The sequence below is a fragment of the Tropicibacter sp. Alg240-R139 genome (assembly GCF_900537075.1).
Lineage (GTDB): Bacteria > Pseudomonadota > Alphaproteobacteria > Rhodobacterales > Rhodobacteraceae > Falsiruegeria.
This window is the reverse complement of sequence record NZ_UNRA01000006.1, coordinates 1-22,364: the sequence shown is the minus strand read 5'-3', so window position 1 is coordinate 22,364 and position 22,364 is coordinate 1. Positions and strand designations below refer to the sequence as shown.

Genomic DNA, 22,364 nt, shown 5'->3' with positions numbered 1-22,364 from the left:
CCTGTCTGCGCCCCATGTCCGGAAAGGTGCAGACGCCCGAGGTTTAAAATGACGGACTGGGGCCGTGTCCGATGACACAGCCCCAGTTCAAATTTGGTATCGCTTAGACGCGGCGGCGCTTCGGTGGGCGGCAGCCGTTGTGAGCGATCGGCGTCACGTCACGAATCGACGTGATGTTGAAGCCCACTGCAGCCAGAGCGCGCAGAGCCGATTCACGACCCGAACCGGGGCCCTGAACTTCAACTTCCAGCGTTTTGACGCCGTGATCCTGTGCCTTTTTGCCTGCATCTTCTGCAGCCATCTGAGCAGCGTAGGGAGTCGATTTCCGCGACCCTTTGAAACCCATGGTACCAGCCGACGACCATGCGATCGCGTTGCCCTGTACGTCCGAGATCAGGATCTTGGTGTTGTTGAACGAGGAATTCACATGGGCTACGCCCGAAGCGATATTCTTACGCTCTTTTTTCTTGGTACGAGTCTTATCGCGTGCCATTGATCAAACCCTCCCTTATTTCTTCTTACCAGCAATGGCCTTTGCAGGACCTTTGCGAGTACGAGCGTTGGTGTGGGTACGCTGACCGCGAACGGGCAGGTTACGACGATGGCGCAGACCGCGGTAGCAGCCCAGGTCCATCAAACGTTTGATGTTCATCTGAGTTTCGCGACGCAGGTCACCTTCGACGGTATAGTTTTCGTCGATGTGCTCGCGGATTTTCAGAACTTCGGCATCCGACAGTTCATTGACGCGACGGGTCGCTTCAATACCCACGGCTTCGCAGATTTCTGCGGCCGAAGTGTTACCGATACCGGTGATATATGTTAGGGCGATTGGTACCCGCTTTGCAGTCGGGATATTAACGCCGGCAATACGTGCCACGTGTCACTTTCCTTTTCGTTGCGGTTCCGTAACTCCAGAACCTTTTTTCACAACGCTTTACCTTGGCAGTGTCGCCAGAGGGTCCAGCATTATTTGAGGTAGTCCTTGAACGCGAAACGAATCTCGCGGACGCGGTCGATTCCCAGAGGGATGTGGGTCGATATGGGCTTTTCCCCTCAGGGTCAAGCCCATATGTGATCAGGCATCTAGAATGGCGCCGATCTCACTTTGTACCGCTTCAATTGCGCCCAGACCATCAACATCGGTCAGCAGACCTTTGGCGTGGTAGTAACCGATCAGCGGAGCGGTCTTTTTATAGTATTCCATCAGCCGGATGCGCACGCTGGCCTCATTGTCGTCGGCGCGGGCTTCTTTGCCTGCAGCAACGGCTTCGGCCGCCCGGTTGACGATTCGCTGCACCAGCGTTTCATCATCAACTTTCATCTCGATCACTGCGGCCAGGGCCTCACCCTTTTCGGCCAACAACTCGCCTAGGGCATCGGCTTGCGCCAGTGTGCGTGGGAAACCATCGAAGATGAAACCACCTTCGGCACCTTGCTCCAGCTTTTCGCGGATCAGGCCGATGACGATCTCATCTGTGACCAATTCTCCCTTGTCCATAACCTCGGCAACGCGCTTACCCATTTCGGTGCCGCTGCTCTTTGCTTCGCGCAGCATATCGCCTGTGCTCAGCTGTACCATGCCGCGGGACGTAACCAAATGCCCCGCCTGAGTACCTTTGCCCGCACCCGGCGGGCCCAATAGAATGATGTTCATCGACGAGCGGGTCCCTTCCTACCGCGTTTCTTACTTTTGCCACGCAGTTGGGACTTTTCAATGAGTCCTTCGTATTGATGCGCAAGCAAGTGACTTTGTACCTGCTGAATCGTATCCATCGTAACAGAGACGATAATCAGCACCGAGGTACCACCGAAATAAAACGGAATTGCAAACTGGCCTCGCAGGATTTCCGGCAACACACAGACCAGCGCAAGATAGGCCGACCCCATGACCAGAATACGATTAACCACATATTCAAGGTACTTAGCTGTGTTCTTGCCTGGGCGGATACCTGGAACAAAACCGTTCTGGTTCTTCAGGTTGTCCGCCACATCATCGGGTTTGAACGAAACGTTGAACGTATAGAAATACGCAAAGAACACGATCATCGAGACGAAGAACAACAAGTAAAGCGGCTGACCTGGACCAAAGTTTGCAAGCAACCAGGACATGATCGGGCCGTTGGCTGTACCTTGCGAGAACGTCGAGATCGTGACCGGCAACAACAGCAGCGAGCTGGCAAAGATTGCCGGGATCACACCTGCGGGGTTCACTTTGACCGGAAGGTGGCTGGAGCCACCGTCATAGACCTTCATGCCGACCTGACGACGCGGGTATTGGATATGAATCTTACGCAGGGCACGTTCCATGAACACCACAAACGTGATGGTGGCGATTACCATCAGGATCACAGCAATGATCACGGCTGGGCTCAGCGCGCCCGAACGACCAGAAGCCAGGAACTGCGCCAAGGCGGCAGGAACTTCGGCGATGATGCCCACAAAGATAATCAGCGAGATACCGTTGCCTATTCCGCGTGCGGTAATCTGCTCACCCAGCCACATCAGGAACATCGTGCCGCCGACCAACGTGATCATGGTCCCGAAACGGAAATAGAGACCGGGATCAGTCGCCAGATCGCCCGATTCCAGAGACACTGCCAGGCCATAGGCCTGAACAGTGGCCAGCGCCACGGTGCCAAAACGAGTGTATTGGTTGATCTTTTTGCGACCCTGTTCGCCCTCTTTCTTGAGTTGCTCAAGTTGGGGAACCATGGCCGTCAACAGCTGCACGATAATCGAGGCCGAGATGTAGGGCATGATGCCCAGGGCAAAGATGCCCATGCGCCCAAGCGCCCCGCCGGTGAACATCGAAATCATTCCGCCGATGCCCTGCCCCGCCTGCTCCATGAACTCACGCAGGGCGACGCCGTCGATACCCGGCACCGGAATAAAGGTGCCCAAGCGATAGACGATCAACAAACCCAGGGTGAACAGGATGCGGTTGCGCAGATCGGTGGCTTTGCCAAGGGCGGACCAACTCGTGTTAGCCGCCATTTGTTCTGCTGCTGATACCATTATCGGTCTCTCTTATGAAAACGCCGCCCTGAACCGTCTTCCGGCTCGGGCGGCGTCATGGAAAACTCATGCGACTATGTAAGCGGCTTAGGCGCCGCTCACAAGCGCTTACTCTGCCGCAGCAGCTTTTGTGACTTTAAGTGAACCGCCCGCTTTTTCGACTGCTTCAACAGCAGCTTTCGATGCGCCGGTTACTTCGATGTTCAAAGAGGCGGTCACTTCGCCTTTTGCCAGAACGCGGATGCCGTCCAGTTTGCGGCGAACCAGACCGGACGCGATCAGCGCGTCTTCGGTGATGGCTGCTGCGCTGTCCAGTTTCTTGGCGTCGACGAACTTCTGGATCAGGCCCAGGTTCACAACGGCGAATTCCTTACGGTTCGGCTTGTTAAAGCCACGCTTGGGAAGACGCTGGTACAAGGGCATCTGGCCGCCTTCGTAGCCGTTGATGGCCACACCCGAACGGGATTTCTGACCTTTGATACCACGGCCACCGGTCTTACCTTTGCCGGAACCGACACCGCGACCTACGCGGGTGCGTTTTTTGGTTGCGCCGACGTTGTCACTCAGCTCGTGCAGTTTCATATCGCTTCTCCTAAGCCGGATGTGACCCTCGAAGCGAGTGGGCCAACCACGGCATTTCTTGATTTTGATTCTCGCGGCGCTCTGCGCCACCGGGCGCGTATAGCGGGCCTGTCAGCGCAGATCAAGCCTTTCGATCCACGGTCAGCTAACAGGTGGATTGGCCCACTGAGTGGGCTCAAACGGGCATTGTACCGCTCGCTCAACCAATTCCAACCGATCCTGACCGTAAAATGGGTCGCCATCCACAACATAGGTCGGCGAACCAAAAACACTGAGTCCAAGCGCGTCTTCGGAATTTGCCGCGACTATGGCCTGCGCCTCTGCTCCAGCACCCTGCTCGGCCAACACGTCCCCATCCTGGCCGCATTGCTGCGCGATTCTCATCAGTGTCGCGCGATCCGACAAATTCGCATCATCCCGCCAATGCGCCTCCAGGATGGCGTGAGCAAAGACATCTACGTCTGGTCCGGAAAAACCAAGAGCTGCAATCATTCCAGAGGCCAAACTATAATCAGCGTCATGATGGGTCGGGCGGTATGAAATCACCGGGACATCGCGGTATTCCGCCCAACGTTCGATTTCGCGCCCAAAGAAGTAGTCGACATGTGCCTGCGTCCGATCACGAAACGGCAACGAGCCCTGAGCCTCGACCACCGGCGACAGTATGATCGGCTTATGGATCAAGGTAACCAAGTGCTGTTTGCAAACTTCGTACAGACGGCGAGATCCGAGGTAGGCAAAAGCCGAGTGGGCCGAGTAGTAATAGTCAATCGTGTTCCTCTCCGCGAGACTAGATGCAACTCATCGCTACAGCAAAGAAAACCTGCCCACCTGCAGCGATCACAGGTGACGGAACTGGTCACCATAAACGTGGCGATTCGCGATGTCGTGAATCTCGTAACGGCTGAAGCCAAAGTCGTGCAGTTCACGATCGGTCAGGCCGGAAAGCTCGTTCACAGTACGACTGTATTCACGACGTAGAACGCGTGACTGTTTCATGTTGTCGTACGCCGCACGGATGCGAGCTGTCAGGGTGTGACCAAATCCTTGGTGTGTTGCGACATATGCCATTCTTCAATTCCTCATTCGGATCGGGCCTGATTACCCGGCGGGTTTGCTTCTGTTCTTTAAGACAAACCGCACGTATGACCTGCGTGACCTGAGGACAACGCACACTCGGGTCTGGCCGCTATGCAGCTAAAGCAACCCTTGACAAAAAACGCCCCCGGAGCTCGGAGGCGGTCTAACTTTAGCCTGGAGACCCGAACTCAGGACTAATCGTAGCTGCCGTCTGCATCGTGTCGCTCTTCGCCGCTCAACGCAGGCGTGAAGACGCAAACAAAGCGCATCTTCGTCTTGGTTCGCAGTATGTGTGCATCATTCTTATCTAAAACATAGATCGAGCCAACACTCAGATCGTGAACCTCACCGGTCGCCACGTTTTCAACCGTTCCCACACCCTCAATCACATAGTTGGATTCGATGTGGTTCTTGTACTGCAGGTGCAGCTCATTCCCGGCCTCGACCACGGTGTCATGCAAGGAGTACCCCAACCCATCGCGCGCCAGCAGAATGCGGCGACTTTCCAGGTCGTAACCTACCATGTGATCACCTGTTCCGATCACGGATTTCAGATATTTGACGATCATGTCACTCTCCCATCTGCCAAAGCGCCAACTGACGCACTGTTTCGCAGACCGTGTTCCCCGGCAACAGATTTTCGCGAGAGACAAAAGAGAAACGCCCCCGGTTTCCCGAGGGCGTTTTCTAGTTCTGACTTTCAAAAAGCTTAGTCGCGCTCTTCGATGATCTCAACAAGATGCGAGATCTTGTTGACCATGCCACGAATCGAAGGAGTATCTTCGAGTTCACGGGTTTTGTGCATCTTGTTCAGACCCAGCCCAACCAGAGTAGCACGCTGGTCGGCGGGGCGGCGGATCGGGGAACCGATCTGCTTTACAACGATGGTTTTTGCCATGTGTCCGTCTCCTTACGCTTCAGCTTCGGCAGCAGCCGGTGCTTCGTCCCGCTTGGGCAGGATGTCAGCAACCTTTTTGCCACGACGCTGTGCAACCGAACGGGGGCTGGCTTCTTTTTTCAGCCCGTCGATGGTGGCGCGGATCATGTTGTACGGGTTCTGCGAGCCGATCGACTTGGAAACCACGTCTTTCACGCCCAGCATTTCGAACACAGCACGCATCGGACCACCGGCGATGATACCAGTACCTTCCGGTGCGGTCCGCATCACAACTTTGCCTGCGCCGTGACGACCTTCGACGTCGTGGTGCAGGGTGCGGCCTTCGCGCAGAGGCACGCGGACCATCTGGCGCTTGGCTTGCTCGGTGGCTTTACGAATGGCCTCGGGGACCTCTTTCGCTTTACCTTTGCCAAAGCCTACGCGGCCTTTTTGATCGCCAACAACAACCAGAGCAGCAAAGCCAAAGCGCTTACCGCCTTTTACGGTTTTGCTGACGCGGTTGATCGCGACCAGGCGATCTGCGAATTCCGGAGTTTCGTCGCGGTCACGACGGTTGCCCCGGCGGTTATCACGTTCTGCCATGAGTGGCATTCCTTTCATCAGGGCGACTGGCACCCAAAATATTCAATCCTGGTGGGTCCGACCGAAACCGGAACCCCCGGATCATCGGGGCGATGCAAGCACCGCCCACACTGATTTAGATCTTCAGGCCGCCTTCACGGGCAGCGTCGGCCAGGGCCTTCACTTTACCGTGGAACAGGAAACCACCGCGATCAAAGTACGCTTCTTCAACGCCAGCTTTCTTTGCGCGCTCGGCAATTGCCGCGCCCACTTTGGTAGCTGCTTCGACGTTGTTCTTGCCAACGACGCCCAGATCTTTTTCCAGGGTCGAGGCCGAAGCCAGTGTCACGCCACGAACATCGTCGATCAGCTGGACGCTGATGTTCTTGTTCGAACGGTGAACGGACAGACGCGGACGTCCGGCGTTGACCTTGCGAAGTTTGTTCCGGACGCGCAAGCGGCGCTTCAGAAACAGGGTTCTTTTGCTGTTTGCCATTTTGCTGGTCCTTACTTCTTCTTGCCTTCCTTACGGAAGATGAATTCGCCCTTGTAGCGAATGCCTTTGCCTTTGTAGGGCTCGGGCTTACGCCATGCGCGGATTTCAGCAGCAACCTGGCCGACCTGTTGTTCGTCGTTACCTTCGACAACAATCTCGGTTTGCTTGGGCGCTGTGATGGTCACGCCTTCGGGTGCCACATAGTCAACGTCGTGCGACAAACCCAGGTTCAGCTTCAGGGTGTTGCCCTGCATCTGAGCCCGGTAACCAACACCTTGGATCTCCAGCTCTTTTTTGAAGCCGGAAGTCACGCCGGTCACCAGATTGGCAACCACGGTGCGGGACATGCCCCACTGCTGACGCGCACGCTTGGACATGCCGCGCGGGGTGATTTTGACGACGTTGTCTTCGACACTGAGTGTCACGTCGTCAGTCGCCGAGAAGCTACGGGTCCCTTTGGGGCCTTTGACTTCGATGGTTTGGCCGGACACCGACGCGGTTACACCGCTGGGCAGTTCGACCGGTTTTTTACCAATACGAGACATTGCAGACCTCCTTAGAAGACGGTGCAGAGCACTTCGCCGCCAACATTGTTGGAGCGAGCGTTTGCATCCGACATCACGCCTTTCGGAGTGCTGACAATCGACACGCCCAGGCCCTGACGGACCGACGGGATGTCATTGACGCCCATGTAGACGCGACGACCGGGCTTGGAGACCCGCTTGAGTTCGCGAATGACAGGAGTGCCTTCGTAGTACTTGAGGCTGATTTCGATTGCCGGATGGCCGTCGACACCAGTGGTTGCTTCATAACCGCGAATGTAACCTTCGTCCGCCAGCACATCCAACACCCATGCCCGCAGCTTGGAAGCCGGGGTCATGACGGTGGATTTGCCGCGCATCTGAGAGTTACGGATACGGGTGAGCATATCGCCGATAGGATCGTTCATATCTATGTCTCCCTTACCAGCTCGATTTCACCATGCCGGGGATCTGACCAGCAGAGCCCAGCTCGCGCAGCGCAATACGGCTGATCTTCAGCTTACGGTAATAAGCGTGAGGACGGCCGGTCAGCTGGCAGCGGTTGTGCAGACGAGTTGCCGAGCTGTTGCGCGGCAGTTTCGCCAGTTTCAGACGCGCTTTGAAACGCTCTTCCATCGGCTTGCTTTCGTCATTCGCGATCTCTTTGAGCTCGGCGCGTTTGGCAGCGTATTTTGCCACCAGGCGCTCGCGCTTCTTTTCGCGTTCGATCATTGCTTTTTTAGCCATGTCTTATCCTCCCGGCGCTTACGCGTTGAACGGCATGTTGAAAGCTTTCAACAGTGCCTTGCCTTCAGCGTCGGTGTTCGCTGTGGTGGTGATTACGATGTCCATGCCCCAGTTCTCGTCGACTTTATCAAAGTCGATTTCGGGGAACACGATGTGCTCTTTCATGCCCATGGCAAAGTTGCCACGACCGTCGAAAGAAGGCTTCACACCGCGAAAGTCACGGATACGCGGCATCGCGATGGTGATCAGGCGGTCCAGGAATTCGTACATCCGGTCACCGCGCAGGGTCACCTTGGCACCCAGAGGCATTTCTTCACGAACACGGAAGCCCGCGATCGATTTCTTTGCCTTGGTGGACACAGCTTTTTGACCTGCAATCGCAGTCAGATCCTCGACAGCCGATTTGGCTTTCTTCGAGTCTTTGACCGCTTCAGCACCACAACCGATGTTCAGAACGATTTTATCCAGCTTAGGCAGCTGCATGTCGTTCTTGTAGCCGAACTCTTCTTTCAGAGCGGCACGGATGGTTTCAACGTACTGAGTTTTCAGACGCGGGGTATAGTTTGCGGAATCAAGCATCGATCACGTCCCCTGTGGTCTTGGCGAAGCGGACCTTCTTGTCACCTTCCATGCGGAAGCCAACGCGGGTTGCTTTACCGTTTGCGTCCAGCAGAGCCAGGTTCGACAGTTCGATCGGCATCGCTTTGGGGATGCGACCGCCCTGGCTGTTCTGCGTCTGACGGGTGGCGCGGATAGCGACATTCACGCCATCGACCACTGCTTTGCCTGCGGACGGGTCAACCGAGGTGATAGTGCCCTCTTTGCCCTTGTCCTTACCGGCCAGCACGACGACCTTGTCGCCTTTGCGGAGTTTAGCAGCCATAGTTACAGCACCTCCGGAGCGAGCGAGATGATTTTCATGAAGTTTTTCGCGCGCAGCTCACGAACAACCGGGCCAAAGATACGTGTACCTACGGGCTCGTTGTTGTTGTTCAGGATAACGGCAGCATTGCGATCAAAACGGATCGCTGTACCGTCTTCGCGACGTACTTCTTTGGCGGTGCGAACGACGACGGCCTTACGGACATCACCTTTCTTAACGCGACCGCGCGGGATGGCTTCCTTAACCGAAACGACGATGATGTCGCCAACGGATGCGTACTTACGCTTGGAGCCACCCAGAACCTTGATGCACTGAACTCGGCGAGCGCCAGAGTTGTCAGCAACATCCAGGTTTGTTTGCATCTGGATCATGTGGTTTCTCCCGACCTATGGGGGGCCGATGCGTGGCCTGATCCCCAGGGTTTCGACTCTGTCGAGTCGTCCGGGAAGCTTAGGATTTAAGCTTCCAGAACTTCCCAACGTTTCGTTTTCGATTTCGGCGCGCATTCGATGATGCGTACAGAGTCGCCGACCTTGAAAGCGTTCTTTTCATCGTGAGCCCGGTATTTCTTGGACTTACGGATGGTTTTCTTCAGAACGGGGTGTGTGAAACGACGTTCAACCGAGACAGTTACGGTCTGTGCGTTGGCGTCCGATGTCACGGTGCCTGTGAGGATACGTTTGGGCATACTTCAGGCTCCTTATTCTTCAGAAGCTGCGGCTGCAGCTTTTTCGTTCAAAATGGTTTTTACACGAGCAGCATTGCGGCGCGCCGCCTTGATGCCTGCAGTGCTTTCCATCTGACCGGTTGCCTGTTGAAAGCGCAGGTTAAAGCTCTCTTTCTTCAGGTTTGCGAGTTCCTCGCGGAGCTGGTCCGGAGTCTTGTCACGAAGTTCTTGGGCGTTCATCGCCTTTTCCTTTTCTCAAAACACCAGAAGGCCCCGTAAACGGGTCACCTTTGACCTGGTGGATGAATACAACACATGCGAATCCCCCGACTCGGTCAGGGGACGCACAAGATGGTGCTCTATAGGGGAGGCCCGACATGGGGGCAAGGGAAAGTTTTCGCCTTTTCCCCTTTGTGCATTGACGCAATGCCAAGGCATTCAAACCCTTTCAATCACCCGTTGCACGATCGTTTCAAACCGCCAAGCATCGTGCAACCGGGGCAACCACAATCGAGAAGTCCCACCAATGATCAGCAGCGAGCTGCGAGTCCCACGGAAACCGACAATATCAGATACTCCAATTTCCCCCACAACCCCGTCAGGCTCGACCACCAAAACTCGCTGTGTGGTAACAAGGTAAACTGAACGTCGAAACATGCGATGTACGGTCAGCCAGGGCATCAGCATCAAGGTCGGTGCAAAGATGGCGATATAGATGGCGTCCTTGAGTATGGGAAGCACCCGGCTCTGCTCAGAAAAAACAATCTGCTCGCCTTCACTCAGTGTAACCGCTTGGAATTGAGAGGTGATCATGTGGCGGGAGATCTTGAGTAAGCGAATGCAATTGCGGCTTTTTTTCACAAGCCCCGCATAAGACACAACCCATAATCGACTTGATCTGAAACCGTCTTTGAACAATCAACGCAGCGGATAAAGTTCGGGGCATATCATGAACGAAACCATCGCGCATTTGATCCACTACGGCTTTCACTTTTTGATGCCGTTTGCCATTGCGCGTGTGGTGTTCGGGCGCGAACGATGGTTGGTCGCAGCTTTATTGATGATTGTGGCCAATATAATAGACGCCGATCACCTGCTCGCCACACCGATCTTTGACCCAAATCGGTGCAGCATTGGGTTCCACCCCCTGCACTCTGCCATAGCCGCCGCTACCTATGGCTGTGCCATGCTCATCCCGTCTTGGAAAGTCCGTGCCTTTGCGCTCGGTTGCCTGTGGCACCTGGCGACCGACAGCCTAGATTGCATCATGCAGGGCACATTCAACCTTTGACGTCAGTCCCAGCGGTAGTTGAAACTGACAGAGATCCGCTCATCCTCGGCCATATTCATCGGCACCTCGTGGCGTAACCAGCTTTCCCAAAGCAAAACGTCGCCCACCTGCGGCTTCACATATATGAACGGCTGCAGTTCGCGGCGCCCCTCTTTCACCCGTGTCGGTGCCGCCATCATTCGGGCTGAGCGAGGATCTTCGAGCTTCAATGCACTGGCTCCCTCGGGCATCGAAACATAGGTGGTGCCTGAGATCACAGAATGGGGGTGAATGTGGCTGGAGTGCATGCCGCCTTCGGGCAGGATGTTGATCCAGATGTCTTCCAGCTTGAGTTCGCGGTTATCCAGATCGAATTCCAAATCCTTGGCAAAAGCCATCACATGGCTATCCAGCGACTTGATCATATCGGCGAAAATCGGGAACCGCCAACCCAGATCGGTCAGCGAAGCATAAGACGTATAGCCAGGATAACCGTTCTCTTCGCACCACTCCTGCCCTGCCTCATCGTCTTCGGCAATGGAATAACAGGACGCCTCCAACTCTTGGGCATCGACCATGGGGCCAAATTCCGAAAGCGCGGCGTGATAAAGGCGGGTGACGAAAAGCGATTCAATCTTGGGCATGCGCCCTCATACCTCAGCAGTTGCGCAAGCGCGAGAGTGTGAAGGGTGGATAATCCCTGATCTCTGAATCAAATAGGGCGGCCCACTGGACCACCCCTTTGTTTTCTTGCTCAGGACAGCGGCGAGCAGACCGTGGCACCAGCTGTGGTGGTGGCCAATGTGTAACCTTCGGGGCAGCTGGCGTTACCTAGCTTGTCATAGGTCGGAGTAAATGTGACCGGCACGATCTCTTCCTGCTGAGCGCAGGCAACCAGCGTCGCGGCAACCAGACCAAGGGCAGCAAACTTCAGTTTCATCTTCAATTGTCCTCTCGTTCAAATATTTGTTCCCAGCACGTGGGACTCTGTGCGAGGAAACGTTCCTCTCCCCAAGATTTGCAGAAAATCTGCCAGAAGTCGAATCCGATATTCACGCTTGCGAATTTCAGTCGGCGAAATCAGGCTGGCTATTCAGCACGTTGGCTTGGTTTTGCTGATGCCCACACGTCACGGTCACTGCATTCAAGCAGTCGTGCCGTCGATCAGTTCCACGTCAGCCATCGTAACACCTGGCGCACCGATCAGGATATGCACCTCACGCGTTATCAATTCGTCGCTTTCATACGTCAGGATAATCCGACTGCCGTCGTCGCCATCCGCCTCGCTGCGTGCACCGGCGAACGTGTATTCATCGTTCAGCGTACTCGCTTCGATCGACAGAACATCTACGCCCGCTTCGAAATCGGGAAGGCTAAACGCAACAGCACCGAGCGTTTCGTCATCGACAAAAAACATGTCGTACCCAGGTTCATAGGGATTTTCGTTTTGCTCTCGAACGTCTTCAGCGGTCAGCGAATCATCCGAGATCTCTCCCTCGTCAATCAGCAGTTCAAATCGGTCAGCGCCAGCACCACCAAAAGCCTCTTGGATCGCGACATGCGAGAAAGTCTGAAAAGGCGAAACCGGGTCGAGGCGAAGCGTATCGTCCCCTTCACCAGCATAGACGTGAGTTGAGTACCCATCACCCGAGTACCCTTCATACAACGCTTGAATGTAGTCATCGCCTGCACCGCCGTGAATTTCGACATCGTTAGTTTCGGAGGCGTCAATTGTATCGTTGCCGTCGCCCCCGTCGATCACTGTGTTCCCCCCAGTACTCTCGGACCCATAGCGAATGGAATCGTCGCCATCCCCGCCCGAAATCGTGCCCGGGTCACCATTCAATTCTTCCATCACGATGGTATCGTTGCCCGCGCCCCCAGACACCTCGTCAAAGTTCGCTCGCACGGAATGCTTTTCGCCAGGTGTGAGGACCTCGTCAATCAATGCATTGAAATCAATAAGGTCGTCACCTTCGCCGCCACGCACCTCGGCACTTCGGTTGTCTTCCAACTGGTCCAGGTTGCCCGCACTCAGCGTGTCGTTGCCCATCGTTCCGACAAGATCGTTGTTTTCGTCGAGGTCAAATCCTGTGGCCTCGGAAACCTCATCGTCGTCGTCATTTAGCACCATGGCCCCGACACCAACCGACACCCCAAGTCCCAAAAGAAATAGCAGCTCCATTAGCACCCCCAAATATATCACAAAAGAATCAATTCGTCTTTAGATTGTAACAATAAAAGGAAAGTGGAGAAATACATTCTGGCCACCCCCAAATAAAATCTACTAAGGCAGCCGCACCGAAAAATGACTACCACTCAAAGTACTTTGTCGGTAAATCGTTGGATGCAGATACTGCATACTTCCCAGAAACGAGGCCTTTTCCCAAAGCCTGCCCTGCTAGAGTTCTGCGATCCCGTTTCCACCGCTTGCCCCCTTGGTAGAAAGCAGATCGGAAAACTCTACGCGGATGTTACTGACATCTACCTCTAAGCACATCGTTGAATAGGGATTTTCGATCTCTTGCTGCATGGCCCGGCTTCTGCCCGTTGCGAACTCGACAATGGCTTTCAGCGCTGGACCGGTGATGCCAGTAGCTCAGATCAATTGAGTGGTTTGTGGCATAAAATACTGTTCTGCATTCTCCCAAATTGACCCCGAGCGACATATGACCCGCACGAAACTGCGAACACGCAAAAAAGAACCCCGCCGATCACTCGGCGGGGTTCCAAAGTCTTGCGATATAAACCGGCTTACCAGTCTTCGCGAACCACGATACGGGTTTTGATCGGCAGCTTCATCGCAGCCAGGCGCAGGGCCTCGCGTGCGATGTCGTCATTGACGCCGTCGATTTCGAACATCACGCGGCCAGGCTTGACCTTGGCTGCCCAGAAATCAACGGAACCCTTACCTTTACCCATACGAACTTCGGTCGGCTTCGAGGTGACCGGAGTGTCGGGAAAGATACGGATCCATACACGGCCTTGACGTTTCATGTGACGCGTCATGGCACGACGTGCAGCTTCGATCTGGCGCGCGGTGACGCGCTCAGGCTGCAGAGCCTTCAGACCATAGGTGCCGAAGTTCAGATCAGATCCGCCTTTTGCCAGGCCTTTGATCCGGCCCTTGTGCATCTTGCGGAATTTAGTGCGCTTTGGTTGAAGCATAGTTCAAGCCTCCCTTAGCGACGACCGCCAGCACCACGAGGTGCAGGGCCATCTTGGAGTTCCTGTGCTTTACGGTCACGCGCCTGCGGGTCATGCTCCATGATCTCGCCTTTGAAGATCCAGGTCTTGATCCCGATGATCCCGTAGGGAGTAGTAGCTTCCACATTTGCATAATCGATGTCGGCACGCAGAGTGTGCAGAGGCACACGACCTTCGCGGTACCATTCGGTCCGTGCGATTTCAGCGCCGCCCAGACGACCAGCCACGTTCACCCGGATACCCAGGGCGCCCATGCGCATGGCGTTCTGAACCGCACGCTTCATGGCGCGGCGGAAGGATACACGACGTTCCAGCTGCTGAGCGATGGACTCGCCAACCAACTGTGCGTCCAGCTCGGGCTTACGAACCTCAACGATGTTGAGGTGCAGCTCGCTGTCGGTCATCGAAGCAATCTTCTTGCGCAGAGTTTCGATGTCTGCACCTTTCTTGCCGATGATGACGCCCGGGCGTGCAGTGTGGATCGTGACGCGGCACTTTTTGTGCGGACGTTCGATGATCACACGAGCAATACCCGCTTGCTTGCACTCATCCTTGATGAACTCGCGGATTTTCAGATCCTCGAGCAGCAGGTCACCATAGTCTTTGGTGTCTGCGTACCAGCGGCTGTCCCAGGTACGGTTGACCTGAAGGCGCATGCCGATCGGATTTACTTTGTTACCCATTACGCTTGCTCCTCAACTTGACGCACCTTGATGGTGAGTTCCGAGAACGGCTTGATGATCTTGCCGAACCGGCCACGTGCCCGCGGGCGACCGCGCTTCAGGGTCAGGTTCTTACCCACATACGCCTCGGCGACGATCAGTTCATCGACGTCCAGGTTGTGGTTGTTCTCGGCGTTGGCGATTGCGGACTGAAGGCATTTCTTCACGTCTGCTGCGATACGCTTGTTCGAGAAGGTCAGATCGGTCAAAGCACGATCAACCTTCTTGCCGCGGATCATCGCTGCAACCAGGTTCAGTTTCTGCGGGCTGGTGCGAAGCATGCGCAGTTTTGCCATAGCTTCGTTGTCTGCCACGCGGCGGGGATTCTTTGCCTTGCCCATGACTTACTTCCGCTTCGCTTTTTTGTCAGCGGCGTGGCCATAATAGGTACGGGTCGGCGAATATTCACCGAACTTCTGACCAATCATGTCTTCCGAGACGTTGACGGGAATGTGTTTATGACCGTTGTACACACCAAATGTCAGACCCACGAACTGGGGTAGGATGGTGGAACGACGCGACCAGATCTTGATCACTTCGTTACGGCCCGATTCACGAGCAGCTTCTGCCTTTTTGAGAACGTAAGCGTCAACAAAAGGGCCTTTCCAAACAGAGCGAGACATCTATTAACGCCCTTTCTTCTTGGCGTGCCGCGAGCGGATGATCAGCTTGCTGGACGCTTTGTTCTTGTTGCGGGTACGTGCACCCTTGGTCGGCTTACCCCATGGGGTCACCGGGTGACGACCACCCGAAGTCCGGCCTTCACCACCACCGTGTGGGTGGTCGATCGGGTTCATGACAACACCACGAACCGACGGACGGATGCCTTTGTGGCGCATACGACCGGCTTTACCGTAGTTCTGGTTGGAGTTGTCAGGGTTCGACACTGCACCAACGGTGGCCATGCATTCCTGACGCACCAGGCGCAGTTCGCCCGAACTCAGGCGGATCTGAGCGTAACCGCCGTCACGACCAACGAACTGAGCATAAGTACCAGCTGCGCGGGCAATCTGACCGCCTTTACCGGGCTTCATTTCGATGTTGTGAACGATGGTACCGATCGGCATGCCCGAGAACGGCATTGCGTTACCCGGCTTGATGTCGGCCTTTACCGAGGCAACAACGGTGTCACCAACAGCCAGACGCTGCGGAGCAAGGATATAGGCCTGCTCGCCGTCGTCATATTTGACCAGTGCGATGAACGCAGTCCGGTTCGGGTCATATTCGATCCGTTCAACGGTTGCTGCGACATCAAATTTGTTACGTTTGAAGTCAACGATACGGTAGAGGCGCTTGGCCCCACCCCCACGACGACGTGAGGTAATCCGTCCGGTGTTGTTCCGGCCACCCGATTTCGTCAGACCCTCGGTGAGGGCTTTGACGGGGCGTCCTTTCCAGAGCTCCGAACGGTCGATCAGCACCAGCCCACGCTGGCCTGGCGTCGTCGGCTTATACGACTTAAGTGCCATGCTTTCTGTCTTCCGTTTAGCGTGCCAGACCTTAGGTTGTTGTCTTTGGTCCAGCTATGTTAAAGGCCCCCGCCCGTCAGTTTCCATTGGAAACGTCCTACTAAGGTGCCTGATGTATAGGGCCCCGAAGGTCCCAGATTCCAAAATCAAGAGCCCCGGAACGAATCCGAGGCTGCACGATTGCTGCGACGTACCAGAGAACAATAGGGGTGTCTATAGAGTCATCGCAGATTCCCTGTGCCGACATTCAAGCCGAGCAGGAACCCACGTCAACAGGTGGTTCGCGCGCTCACTTCTTGTCGCGCGCGGCCTTCTCTTCCTTGGTCAGCTTGTTGTTCCAGACATTCTTGCTGAGCCCCAGCTCGGGGTTCGCAGGCTTAGTCTTGCCAACGCTCACTTTACCGCCCTTGTTCAGGAATTCCTGAATAAGAGCGTCATCTGTCGTTTCTTTGGGCACATGCTTCATGTCCACGAGCCTATCCACGTCACGCACCCAAAGCAATGGCTGCCCTGAGCACAAAACCAATGGCCACAAACAGTCAGCCGTGAATTTGTTTGGTAAACGCAGTCATGCCAGACTAAGTTTGGTATTGTGCCAAATGGGACAAAGACAGGCTGTGACAGAAGATGCAGATCGCAAAAGTCAGGTAGAAAAATCTGTTCGCAAGCAAGAGCGCGAGCAAGCGACGCGCGACATTCTCAACGTCATTAGCCAAAGCCGCGACGACGAGGGGCCGGTGTTCGACGTGATTCTTGATAATGCTGAACGCCTTTGCAGTGCATCCGGCAGCGGTCTAATGCTTGCCAACGATGAACGAACGCATTTAACGCTTCATCGAATTGGGCCTAGATTGGACAAAGGCACATTTCCGCTAGGATTCAAAATAGGAATGAACGAACCCCTTGCGATGTGTGCTGCAGTGCGTGAGGGCGTGGTGCAGCACATAGCCGACTTAAAGAAAACCGACCTCTATCGCGCGGGCCACGAAGGGCGGCGCAGACTTGTGGACGATGCGGGCGTACGGGCCAATCTCAGCGTACCTTTGATGCGCGATGGCATCGCCTTTGGAAGTATCAGCCTGACTCGGCAAGAACCGGAGCCTTTTTTGCCGGAAGAGGTCAAATTGGTTGAGACATTTGCCGCCCAAGCTGTGATCGCCATCGACAATGTCCATCAGTTTCGAGCACTCGAAGCGCTCAACGCTGAGCTAGAAGAAAGAGTCAAAGAACAGGTGGCTCATGTCGAGAGGATGGGAAGGCTCAAACGCTTTCTTCCTTCTGCTGTGGCCGATACGATCATTTCCTCTGGGTCGGAAAAGATGCTGTCGAGTCACCGAGCCCTACTCGGCGTGCTGTTCTGCGACATCCGTGGGTTCACGGCGTTTTGCGAAACGGCTGAACCCGAAGAAACCATAGAAGTGCTGCAAACTTATCACAAAGAGATGGGCAAGTTGATCAATGCCCATAGCGTAGGTGTTGATCTCCGGATGGGAGACGGGATCATGGCATTGTTCAACGACCCGCTGCCCTGTGACGACCCGGCTGGAAATGCCGTCCGGCTGGCGATTGCCATGCGCACCCGGATGACGGATCTTTGCCAGACATGGAAGCGTATGGGTCACCGTTTGGGCTTTGGCGTCGGCATATCGCTTGGCTATGCAACTGTTGGTATGGTTGGATATGAAGGTCGCTCAGATTACACCGCGTCCGGTACGGCGATCAATGTCGGCTCACGCCTCTGCGAACTAGCTGAAGACGGTGCAATCTTGCTAAGCGCCCGCGCCGCAATCGCGGTAGAGGAAAATTTCCCTTCGGTCTCCGTCGGGAAGGTAACTCTCAAAGGCATCCGAGATCCGGTTGATGTCTTTAGATTGGCCAACAATCATTCAGCCTAGGAAGAACTCCATCAAGGGCGACTGATCTACCAGATGTTGAAGGCTAAAAGCGGTGTCTGCAAATATGAAAGGTCCCCCGCTTTTCAGCGAGGGGCCTTCAAACCTATAGAGAGGCGAATCTCAGAGTCCGGCGGACACGTCGATGGCGTTGACTACTGCGATCCAAGTGGCAGGCTGAGCATCGCAGACCGTCAGGTCGATTGCTTCACATTCTCTGCGTGGACACACAGGATTTCCGTAGCGATAGTCGCGGCGGCAAGGCTGGTGATCTGCGCGACGTCATATGACGGCGAAACCTCAACCAAATCCGCTCCGACAAAATCGATCCCGACAAGCCGTCGCAGGATCGACAATGCCTGATGGGACGAAAGGCCGCCAACAACCGGGGTCCCCGTGCCCGGCGCAAATGCCGGGTCCAGGCAATCGATGTCGAATGTCAGGTATGTTTTAGACGTTCCCACGACCTCGCGCACGGCCACTGCCACTTCGGCCGCAGACATCTCTTGCACTTTATCAGCGTGCAGGATGGTCATTCCATGGCTTTGCTCGCCTTCGAACGTCGTACGAATTCCAATCTGTATCGACTTTTCCGGGTCAATTAGCCCGTCTTCAAGCGCGTAGCGGAACATAGACCCGTGATCTTGGCAGCGGACATCCGAGACCTCGACGTCCCGGTGAGCATCGAAATGCAAAAAGGCCAAGGGGCCATGCTTTTTAGCCTGCGCTTTCAGCAGCGGGTACGAGATATAGTGGTCCCCACCCAAGACCAGAGGGAAAGCCCCAGCATCAATAATGGGTCTCATATGATCCACAATCGCTTCATCGATCAAAGCAGACTTGGCGTAGTCGATGGCGCAGTCGCCATAATCGACAACGGCCAAAACATTAAAAGGATCAAATCCCCAGGGCCAGATCGGCCCCCACGCCAATTGCGCCGAAGCACGGCGAATAGCCTCAGGGCCAAATCGACATCCGGGGCGGTTTGATACCGCACAGTCAAACGGAACACCCGTTACGGCAACATCAACCCCGCTCAGATCCCGACTGTACTTTCGGCGCATGAAACTCAGGGCTCCCGAAAAACTGTTTTCGAGTTCGGTTCCCTTCAGGTCACTCCTAAGAAACGCCTGATCGACCGGGATGTCATCTGACTTGGCCACGGATACCCTCCTGATTTTCTGTTGCCGGGTGCTGTCCCGATCAACCCACGGTCGCCCGTCCAGCACAACCCAAATTTTTGATCAAATTACGATCTTGTGTCAATTTGAACAAAAAAAGCCCCCCGCCTTTCAGCGAGGGGCTTTCAATTCTTCAGAAAAGCTAATCTCAGAGTCCGGTGGACACGTCGATTGTGTTGCCTTCTTCCAGCATCACATAGGCCTTCTTCACGTCTTTACGCTTGCCCAGCTGGCCGCGGAAACGCTTGACTTTACCTTTGGTGATGGTGGTGTTGACCGCTTTGACCTTTACACCAAACAGGGCCTCAACGGCCTCTTTGATCTGAGGTTTATTGCTGTCGATCGACACTTCGAACACAACCGCGCCGTTTTCGGACGCCATGGTTGCCTTCTCGGTGATGACCGGCTTGCGGATCACGTCGTAGTGTTCTGCCTTCGCGCTCATTTCAGTCGAGCCTCCAGTGCTTCGACACCCGCTTTGGTGATCACCAGGGTGTCACGCTTGAGGATGTCATAAACGTTTGCGCCCATTGTCGGCAGGATATCCAGACCTTCAATGTTGCGCGCAGCCTTCAAGAAGCCTTCGTTCACGGAAGCGCCGTCGATGACCAGTGCACGTTTCCAGCCCAGGTTTGCAACCTGTTTGGCCAGAGCAGCGGTTTTGGCTTCGGTGTCAGCGTTCTCGATCACAACCAGCTCACCCGCAGCCATTTTAGCGGACAGCGCGTGACGCAGACCCAGCTTGCGGAATTTCTTGGTCAGCTCGTGGCCGTGGCTACGCGGGGTTGGGCCCTTGTAGATACCACCACCGCGAAAGATCGGAGCCGAGCGAGCGCCGTGGCGTGCGCCACCGGTGCCTTTTTGGCGATAGATCTTCTTGGTCGAGTATTTGACTTCCGAACGGGTCTTTACCTTGTGGGTGCCGGCCTGCGCGTTGTTGCGCTGCCAACGGACCACACGGTGCAGGATGTCCGCGCGGGGCTCCAGGCCGAACAGGTCTTCCGACAATTCGATGTCGCCTGCTTTGCCGCCATCCAGTTTGATCACGTCAAGTTTCATGCTTCACCACCTTCCGCGGGTGCTTCTTCAGCAGGTGCTTCAGTTGCGGCCGCTTTAACAGCCGCCGGGAACGGCAGACCTTCGGGGGCTTTCTTCTTCACGGCATCCTTGACGGTGACCCAGCCACCTTTGGAACCGGGAACGGCGCCTTTGATGAAGACCAGACCACGGTCGGCGTCGGTTTTGACGACTTCCAGGTTCTGTGTGGTGATACGGGCAGCGCCCATGTGACCAGCCATCTTCTTGCCTTTGAAGACCTTACCCGGATCCTGACACTGACCAGTCGAACCGTGCGAACGGTGCGAGATCGAAACACCGTGCGTCGCGCGCAGACCACCAAAGTTCCAGCGCTTCATCGCGCCGGCGAAACCTTTACCGATCGAGGTGCCCGAAACGTCAACTTTCTGACCTTCCAGGAAGTGCTCGGCCGAGATTTCTGCGCCGACTTCGATCAGTGCATCCTCGGACACGCGGAATTCGACCAGCTTGCGCTTGGGCTCAACCTTCGCGCCTGCGAAGTGACCGCGCATAGCTTTGGAAACGCGCTTAACTTTCGGGGTACCCGCGCCCAGCTGAACGGCGGTGTAGCCGTCTTTGTCAGCAGTACGCTGAGCCACAACCTGCAGTGCTTCAAGCTGAAGAACGGTCACAGGAATCTGCTTGCCGTCTTCTTTGAACACGCGGGTCATGCCCACTTTCTTTGCGATAATACCAGAGCGCATAATCAATACCCTCCGATCTTACGACTGCAACTTGATCTCGACGTCCACACCAGCGGCGAGGTCGAGCTTCATCAGCGCGTCCACGGTCTGGGGAGTCGGATCAACGATGTCGAGCATACGCTTGTGCGTACGAATTTCGAACTGATCGCGGGACTTCTTGTCAACGTGGGGGCCACGCAGAACTGTGAATTTCTCGATCTTGTTCGGCAGGGGAATCGGGCCACGAACGTTGGCGCCGGTCCGCTTGGCAGTGTTGACGATCTCTTGTGTGGACGCATCCAACACGCGATAGTCAAATGCCTTCAACCGAATACGGATGTTTTGGCTTTGCATAAGCATGTGCCTTTTCTTAGGCGTGGAGGTTGAGAGGAAGGGACAGCGACCACCGCAACCCCTCTTCGAACCCAAAAGACGGGAATCACCCCGCCTCCATGTTCTTCATGAGAACTCGCGCGCTATACGCTTGAAAAGGCAGTGTGACAAGGGGTTGGTCGACATATTCTGGGAGAAATTCATTTTGCCCAAATCCGCAATCTTCCTCTTGGATTGCTATAATGGCAAACAATGCATCTCTTCAAAGGAAGTATCCTGTGAAATTGAACTTGAACGAACCTTTCAACCACAAAGATGTTCAACGCTTAATTGCCTCGAAGGACGACACACAGAACAGGCAACTCCGTGTCTCCAACGATGGAATGGCATACCTCTCGGACGTTGTAGGGAACCTCGATCTAGAGGATGTCGCTTTTTGCTTTGAAACTTGGAGTTTTGATTGCGGATACTGCGGTCCAACTGCAGCGAAGGACTCTTCGTGGACTCAGGCTATTCATAAAGCCCTTTTGGACAATTGGCCGAACCCACCTTGTCGTTACCTTGACGACTATTGATCACCCGAACGACCCGCATTCGACTCGCGCCCAGCCCGCCCTGCTCTAAGGAAGGTCAGCGCAAAGAAGAAGGCCGCTCCGATTGGAGCGGCCTTCTTTGTTTGTCTCACCGGTGTGGCTTTCGGGAGCTCTTGCCTGAGGCAAAAGCCCCTGTCGCCACTATCAGAGCAGAGCTCTGATTACTCAGTGATTTTCGACACAACGCCGGCGCCTACGGTGCGGCCGCCTTCGCGGATCGCGAAGCGCAGACCCTGCTCCATTGCGATCGGTGCGATCAGTTCAACGTCGAACTTCAGGTTGTCGCCAGGCATAACCATTTCGGTGCCCTCGGGCAGGTTCACGGTGCCGGTGACGTCAGTCGTACGGAAGTAGAACTGCGGACGGTAGTTCGCGAAGAACGGCGTGTGACGGCCACCCTCATCCTTGGTCAGGATGTACGCTTCGGCTTCGAACTTGGTGTGCGGTTTCACCGACTTGGGTGCGCACAGAACCTGACCACGCTCAA

The 22,364-nt window shown here is 55.2% G+C and carries 36 protein-coding genes and 1 pseudogene; 2 read left to right on the top strand and 35 right to left on the bottom strand.

Features of this window, described 5'->3' with window-relative positions; translation table 11 throughout:
• Positions 1–103 precede the first annotated feature (103 nt).
• From rpsK to G6R15_RS19115, 20 genes are all read right to left on the bottom strand, one after another.
• Positions 104–493 (bottom strand): 30S ribosomal protein S11, encoded by a 390-nt coding sequence (rpsK, locus tag G6R15_RS19210; RefSeq protein WP_164661585.1) that lies wholly within the window; start codon positions 491–493, stop codon positions 104–106.
• 15 nt (positions 494–508) lie between these two features.
• Complete coding sequence (gene rpsM, locus G6R15_RS19205; protein ID WP_164661584.1) at positions 509–877, bottom strand: 30S ribosomal protein S13; 369 nt, start codon at positions 875–877, stop codon at positions 509–511.
• A 198-nt stretch (positions 878–1,075) separates the two neighbouring features.
• On the bottom strand, positions 1,076–1,654 hold the full coding sequence (locus tag G6R15_RS19200) for an adenylate kinase (RefSeq protein WP_164661583.1): 579 nt from the start codon (positions 1,652–1,654) through the stop codon (positions 1,076–1,078).
• Positions 1,651–3,015, bottom strand: a complete 1,365-nt coding sequence (secY, locus tag G6R15_RS19195; protein WP_164661582.1) for a preprotein translocase subunit SecY — start codon at positions 3,013–3,015, stop codon at positions 1,651–1,653. The genes G6R15_RS19200 and secY overlap by 4 nt, the downstream gene beginning before the upstream one ends.
• 108 nt (positions 3,016–3,123) lie before the next feature.
• Positions 3,124–3,597 (bottom strand): 50S ribosomal protein L15, encoded by a 474-nt coding sequence (gene rplO / locus G6R15_RS19190; RefSeq protein ID WP_164661581.1) that lies wholly within the window; start codon positions 3,595–3,597, stop codon positions 3,124–3,126.
• A gap of 141 nt (positions 3,598–3,738) precedes the next feature.
• Positions 3,739–4,368: a 2-hydroxychromene-2-carboxylate isomerase gene (locus G6R15_RS19185; RefSeq protein WP_164661808.1), complete on the bottom strand. Its 630-nt coding sequence runs from the start codon at positions 4,366–4,368 to the stop codon at positions 3,739–3,741.
• A 69-nt stretch (positions 4,369–4,437) separates the two neighbouring features.
• Positions 4,438–4,596 carry a DUF1127 domain-containing protein gene (locus tag G6R15_RS19180; protein ID WP_240336816.1) on the bottom strand — a complete coding sequence of 53 codons (159 nt, stop codon included), beginning with the start codon at positions 4,594–4,596 and terminating at the stop codon, positions 4,438–4,440.
• 275 nt (positions 4,597–4,871) lie between these two features.
• Positions 4,872–5,246: an ectoine synthase gene (locus G6R15_RS19175; protein ID WP_164661579.1), complete on the bottom strand. Its 375-nt coding sequence runs from the start codon at positions 5,244–5,246 to the stop codon at positions 4,872–4,874.
• A gap of 140 nt (positions 5,247–5,386) precedes the next feature.
• Positions 5,387–5,575, bottom strand: a complete 189-nt coding sequence (gene rpmD / locus G6R15_RS19170) for a 50S ribosomal protein L30 (protein ID WP_164661578.1) — start codon at positions 5,573–5,575, stop codon at positions 5,387–5,389.
• Between the two features lie 12 nt (positions 5,576–5,587).
• Positions 5,588–6,157 carry a 30S ribosomal protein S5 gene (gene rpsE, locus G6R15_RS19165; RefSeq protein ID WP_164661577.1) on the bottom strand — a complete coding sequence of 190 codons (570 nt, stop codon included), beginning with the start codon at positions 6,155–6,157 and terminating at the stop codon, positions 5,588–5,590.
• 115 nt (positions 6,158–6,272) lie between these two features.
• Positions 6,273–6,632 (bottom strand): 50S ribosomal protein L18, encoded by a 360-nt coding sequence (rplR, locus tag G6R15_RS19160; RefSeq protein WP_058283506.1) that lies wholly within the window; start codon positions 6,630–6,632, stop codon positions 6,273–6,275.
• Positions 6,633–6,643: 11 nt separating this feature from the next.
• Entirely contained in the window at positions 6,644–7,177 is a 534-nt protein-coding gene (rplF, locus tag G6R15_RS19155) for a 50S ribosomal protein L6 (protein ID WP_164661576.1), read from the bottom strand.
• Between the two features lie 11 nt (positions 7,178–7,188).
• Positions 7,189–7,581: a 30S ribosomal protein S8 gene (gene rpsH, locus G6R15_RS19150; protein WP_164661575.1), complete on the bottom strand. Its 393-nt coding sequence runs from the start codon at positions 7,579–7,581 to the stop codon at positions 7,189–7,191.
• A gap of 13 nt (positions 7,582–7,594) precedes the next feature.
• On the bottom strand, positions 7,595–7,900 hold the full coding sequence (rpsN, locus tag G6R15_RS19145; RefSeq protein WP_085794083.1) for a 30S ribosomal protein S14: 306 nt from the start codon (positions 7,898–7,900) through the stop codon (positions 7,595–7,597).
• 18 nt (positions 7,901–7,918) lie between these two features.
• Complete coding sequence (gene rplE / locus G6R15_RS19140) at positions 7,919–8,479, bottom strand: 50S ribosomal protein L5 (RefSeq protein ID WP_164661574.1); 561 nt, start codon at positions 8,477–8,479, stop codon at positions 7,919–7,921.
• Positions 8,472–8,783, bottom strand: coding sequence for a 50S ribosomal protein L24 (rplX, locus tag G6R15_RS19135; RefSeq protein WP_085794081.1), 312 nt, complete (start codon positions 8,781–8,783; stop codon positions 8,472–8,474). The genes rplE and rplX overlap by 8 nt, the downstream gene beginning before the upstream one ends.
• Before the next feature lie 2 nt (positions 8,784–8,785).
• Positions 8,786–9,154: a 50S ribosomal protein L14 gene (gene rplN, locus G6R15_RS19130; RefSeq protein WP_005621870.1), complete on the bottom strand. Its 369-nt coding sequence runs from the start codon at positions 9,152–9,154 to the stop codon at positions 8,786–8,788.
• An 86-nt stretch (positions 9,155–9,240) separates the two neighbouring features.
• Positions 9,241–9,471, bottom strand: coding sequence for a 30S ribosomal protein S17 (gene rpsQ, locus G6R15_RS19125; protein WP_024088546.1), 231 nt, complete (start codon positions 9,469–9,471; stop codon positions 9,241–9,243).
• A gap of 12 nt (positions 9,472–9,483) precedes the next feature.
• Entirely contained in the window at positions 9,484–9,690 is a 207-nt protein-coding gene (rpmC, locus tag G6R15_RS19120) for a 50S ribosomal protein L29 (protein ID WP_074736205.1), read from the bottom strand.
• Positions 9,691–9,888: 198 nt separating this feature from the next.
• A complete protein-coding gene (locus G6R15_RS19115) occupies positions 9,889–10,263 on the bottom strand; it encodes a hypothetical protein (RefSeq protein WP_164661573.1) in 375 nt (124 codons plus the stop codon).
• A gap of 136 nt (positions 10,264–10,399) precedes the next feature.
• On the opposite strand from G6R15_RS19115, the gene G6R15_RS19110 reads away from it, so the two are divergent.
• Positions 10,400–10,741 (top strand): DUF6122 family protein, encoded by a 342-nt coding sequence (locus G6R15_RS19110; RefSeq protein WP_164661572.1) that lies wholly within the window; start codon positions 10,400–10,402, stop codon positions 10,739–10,741.
• 2 nt (positions 10,742–10,743) lie between these two features.
• Here G6R15_RS19110 and G6R15_RS19105 read toward each other — a convergent pair whose 3' ends face one another.
• From G6R15_RS19105 to G6R15_RS19065, 9 genes are all read right to left on the bottom strand, one after another.
• Entirely contained in the window at positions 10,744–11,364 is a 621-nt protein-coding gene (locus tag G6R15_RS19105; protein WP_164661571.1) for a 2OG-Fe(II) oxygenase family protein, read from the bottom strand.
• Positions 11,365–11,474: 110 nt separating this feature from the next.
• A complete protein-coding gene (locus G6R15_RS19100; protein WP_240336815.1) occupies positions 11,475–11,660 on the bottom strand; it encodes a hypothetical protein in 186 nt (61 codons plus the stop codon).
• Positions 11,661–11,864: 204 nt separating this feature from the next.
• Entirely contained in the window at positions 11,865–12,905 is a 1,041-nt protein-coding gene (locus tag G6R15_RS19095; protein ID WP_164661569.1) for a hypothetical protein, read from the bottom strand.
• A 569-nt stretch (positions 12,906–13,474) separates the two neighbouring features.
• Positions 13,475–13,888, bottom strand: coding sequence for a 50S ribosomal protein L16 (gene rplP, locus G6R15_RS19090; RefSeq protein ID WP_108792445.1), 414 nt, complete (start codon positions 13,886–13,888; stop codon positions 13,475–13,477).
• 14 nt (positions 13,889–13,902) lie between these two features.
• Positions 13,903–14,610 carry a 30S ribosomal protein S3 gene (rpsC, locus tag G6R15_RS19085; protein WP_164661568.1) on the bottom strand — a complete coding sequence of 236 codons (708 nt, stop codon included), beginning with the start codon at positions 14,608–14,610 and terminating at the stop codon, positions 13,903–13,905.
• Positions 14,610–14,990, bottom strand: a complete 381-nt coding sequence (gene rplV / locus G6R15_RS19080; RefSeq protein ID WP_164661567.1) for a 50S ribosomal protein L22 — start codon at positions 14,988–14,990, stop codon at positions 14,610–14,612. The genes rpsC and rplV overlap by 1 nt, the downstream gene beginning before the upstream one ends.
• A 3-nt stretch (positions 14,991–14,993) precedes the next feature.
• Positions 14,994–15,272: a 30S ribosomal protein S19 gene (gene rpsS / locus G6R15_RS19075; protein WP_010437056.1), complete on the bottom strand. Its 279-nt coding sequence runs from the start codon at positions 15,270–15,272 to the stop codon at positions 14,994–14,996.
• Between the two features lie 3 nt (positions 15,273–15,275).
• Positions 15,276–16,118: a 50S ribosomal protein L2 gene (rplB, locus tag G6R15_RS19070; protein ID WP_164661566.1), complete on the bottom strand. Its 843-nt coding sequence runs from the start codon at positions 16,116–16,118 to the stop codon at positions 15,276–15,278.
• Positions 16,119–16,407: 289 nt separating this feature from the next.
• A complete protein-coding gene (locus G6R15_RS19065) occupies positions 16,408–16,602 on the bottom strand; it encodes a hypothetical protein (protein ID WP_164661561.1) in 195 nt (64 codons plus the stop codon).
• 133 nt (positions 16,603–16,735) lie between these two features.
• On the opposite strand from G6R15_RS19065, the gene G6R15_RS19060 reads away from it, so the two are divergent.
• Positions 16,736–18,013, top strand: coding sequence for an adenylate/guanylate cyclase domain-containing protein (locus G6R15_RS19060; protein ID WP_164661565.1), 1,278 nt, complete (start codon positions 16,736–16,738; stop codon positions 18,011–18,013).
• A 191-nt stretch (positions 18,014–18,204) separates the two neighbouring features.
• On the opposite strand, the gene speB is transcribed toward G6R15_RS19060, so the two are convergent.
• The 6 genes and pseudogenes from speB to tuf form a co-directional block, all read right to left on the bottom strand.
• Positions 18,205–19,173, bottom strand: a complete 969-nt coding sequence (gene speB / locus G6R15_RS19055; protein ID WP_164661564.1) for an agmatinase — start codon at positions 19,171–19,173, stop codon at positions 18,205–18,207.
• Between the two features lie 166 nt (positions 19,174–19,339).
• Complete coding sequence (locus G6R15_RS19050) at positions 19,340–19,636, bottom strand: 50S ribosomal protein L23 (RefSeq protein WP_108792439.1); 297 nt, start codon at positions 19,634–19,636, stop codon at positions 19,340–19,342.
• Positions 19,633–20,250, bottom strand: a complete 618-nt coding sequence (rplD, locus tag G6R15_RS19045) for a 50S ribosomal protein L4 (RefSeq protein ID WP_164661563.1) — start codon at positions 20,248–20,250, stop codon at positions 19,633–19,635. The genes G6R15_RS19050 and rplD overlap by 4 nt, the downstream gene beginning before the upstream one ends.
• The gene (gene rplC, locus G6R15_RS19040) at positions 20,247–20,972 is read right to left on the bottom strand and encodes a 50S ribosomal protein L3 (RefSeq protein WP_164661562.1); all 726 of its coding nucleotides are present in this window, start codon (positions 20,970–20,972) and stop codon (positions 20,247–20,249) included. The genes rplD and rplC overlap by 4 nt, the downstream gene beginning before the upstream one ends.
• An 18-nt stretch (positions 20,973–20,990) precedes the next feature.
• Positions 20,991–21,305 (bottom strand): 30S ribosomal protein S10, encoded by a 315-nt coding sequence (rpsJ, locus tag G6R15_RS19035; RefSeq protein WP_037314942.1) that lies wholly within the window; start codon positions 21,303–21,305, stop codon positions 20,991–20,993.
• Positions 21,306–22,038: 733 nt separating this feature from the next.
• Positions 22,039–22,364: pseudogene (tuf, locus tag G6R15_RS19030) on the bottom strand (elongation factor Tu); the annotation flags it as partial.

Coding starts and splice junctions, on each gene's coding strand:
- rplF (WP_164661576.1), bottom strand. CDS start 7,177: ATGTCTCGTATTGGTAAAAAACCGGTCGAACTGCCCAGCGGTGTAACC.
- G6R15_RS19100 (WP_240336815.1), bottom strand. CDS start 11,660: ATGAAACTGAAGTTTGCTGCCCTTGGTCTGGTTGCCGCGACGCTGGTT.
- G6R15_RS19105 (WP_164661571.1), bottom strand. CDS start 11,364: ATGCCCAAGATTGAATCGCTTTTCGTCACCCGCCTTTATCACGCCGCG.
- rplV (WP_164661567.1), bottom strand. CDS start 14,990: ATGGGCAAGGCAAAGAATCCCCGCCGCGTGGCAGACAACGAAGCTATG.
- rpsH (WP_164661575.1), bottom strand. CDS start 7,581: ATGAACGATCCTATCGGCGATATGCTCACCCGTATCCGTAACTCTCAG.
- G6R15_RS19095 (WP_164661569.1), bottom strand. CDS start 12,905: ATGGAGCTGCTATTTCTTTTGGGACTTGGGGTGTCGGTTGGTGTCGGG.
- rpsJ (WP_037314942.1), bottom strand. CDS start 21,305: ATGCAAAGCCAAAACATCCGTATTCGGTTGAAGGCATTTGACTATCGC.
- rpsS (WP_010437056.1), bottom strand. CDS start 15,272: ATGTCTCGCTCTGTTTGGAAAGGCCCTTTTGTTGACGCTTACGTTCTC.
- rpmD (WP_164661578.1), bottom strand. CDS start 5,575: ATGGCAAAAACCATCGTTGTAAAGCAGATCGGTTCCCCGATCCGCCGC.
- rplC (WP_164661562.1), bottom strand. CDS start 20,972: ATGCGCTCTGGTATTATCGCAAAGAAAGTGGGCATGACCCGCGTGTTC.
- G6R15_RS19175 (WP_164661579.1), bottom strand. CDS start 5,246: ATGATCGTCAAATATCTGAAATCCGTGATCGGAACAGGTGATCACATG.
- G6R15_RS19200 (WP_164661583.1), bottom strand. CDS start 1,654: ATGAACATCATTCTATTGGGCCCGCCGGGTGCGGGCAAAGGTACTCAG.
- rpsE (WP_164661577.1), bottom strand. CDS start 6,157: ATGGCAGAACGTGATAACCGCCGGGGCAACCGTCGTGACCGCGACGAA.
- secY (WP_164661582.1), bottom strand. CDS start 3,015: ATGGTATCAGCAGCAGAACAAATGGCGGCTAACACGAGTTGGTCCGCC.
- rpsQ (WP_024088546.1), bottom strand. CDS start 9,471: ATGCCCAAACGTATCCTCACAGGCACCGTGACATCGGACGCCAACGCA.
- rplO (WP_164661581.1), bottom strand. CDS start 3,597: ATGAAACTGCACGAGCTGAGTGACAACGTCGGCGCAACCAAAAAACGC.
- rplR (WP_058283506.1), bottom strand. CDS start 6,632: ATGGCAAACAGCAAAAGAACCCTGTTTCTGAAGCGCCGCTTGCGCGTC.
- rpmC (WP_074736205.1), bottom strand. CDS start 9,690: ATGAACGCCCAAGAACTTCGTGACAAGACTCCGGACCAGCTCCGCGAG.
- rplX (WP_085794081.1), bottom strand. CDS start 8,783: ATGGCTGCTAAACTCCGCAAAGGCGACAAGGTCGTCGTGCTGGCCGGT.
- rpsN (WP_085794083.1), bottom strand. CDS start 7,900: ATGGCTAAAAAAGCAATGATCGAACGCGAAAAGAAGCGCGAGCGCCTG.
- rplN (WP_005621870.1), bottom strand. CDS start 9,154: ATGATCCAGATGCAAACAAACCTGGATGTTGCTGACAACTCTGGCGCT.
- rplE (WP_164661574.1), bottom strand. CDS start 8,479: ATGCTTGATTCCGCAAACTATACCCCGCGTCTGAAAACTCAGTACGTT.
- G6R15_RS19180 (WP_240336816.1), bottom strand. CDS start 4,596: ATGAAACAGTCACGCGTTCTACGTCGTGAATACAGTCGTACTGTGAAC.
- rplB (WP_164661566.1), bottom strand. CDS start 16,118: ATGGCACTTAAGTCGTATAAGCCGACGACGCCAGGCCAGCGTGGGCTG.
- G6R15_RS19050 (WP_108792439.1), bottom strand. CDS start 19,636: ATGAGCGCGAAGGCAGAACACTACGACGTGATCCGCAAGCCGGTCATC.
- rplD (WP_164661563.1), bottom strand. CDS start 20,250: ATGAAACTTGACGTGATCAAACTGGATGGCGGCAAAGCAGGCGACATC.
- G6R15_RS19115 (WP_164661573.1), bottom strand. CDS start 10,263: ATGATCACCTCTCAATTCCAAGCGGTTACACTGAGTGAAGGCGAGCAG.
- rpsK (WP_164661585.1), bottom strand. CDS start 493: ATGGCACGCGATAAGACTCGTACCAAGAAAAAAGAGCGTAAGAATATC.
- G6R15_RS19110 (WP_164661572.1), top strand. CDS start 10,400: ATGAACGAAACCATCGCGCATTTGATCCACTACGGCTTTCACTTTTTG.
- rplP (WP_108792445.1), bottom strand. CDS start 13,888: ATGCTTCAACCAAAGCGCACTAAATTCCGCAAGATGCACAAGGGCCGG.
- rpsC (WP_164661568.1), bottom strand. CDS start 14,610: ATGGGTAACAAAGTAAATCCGATCGGCATGCGCCTTCAGGTCAACCGT.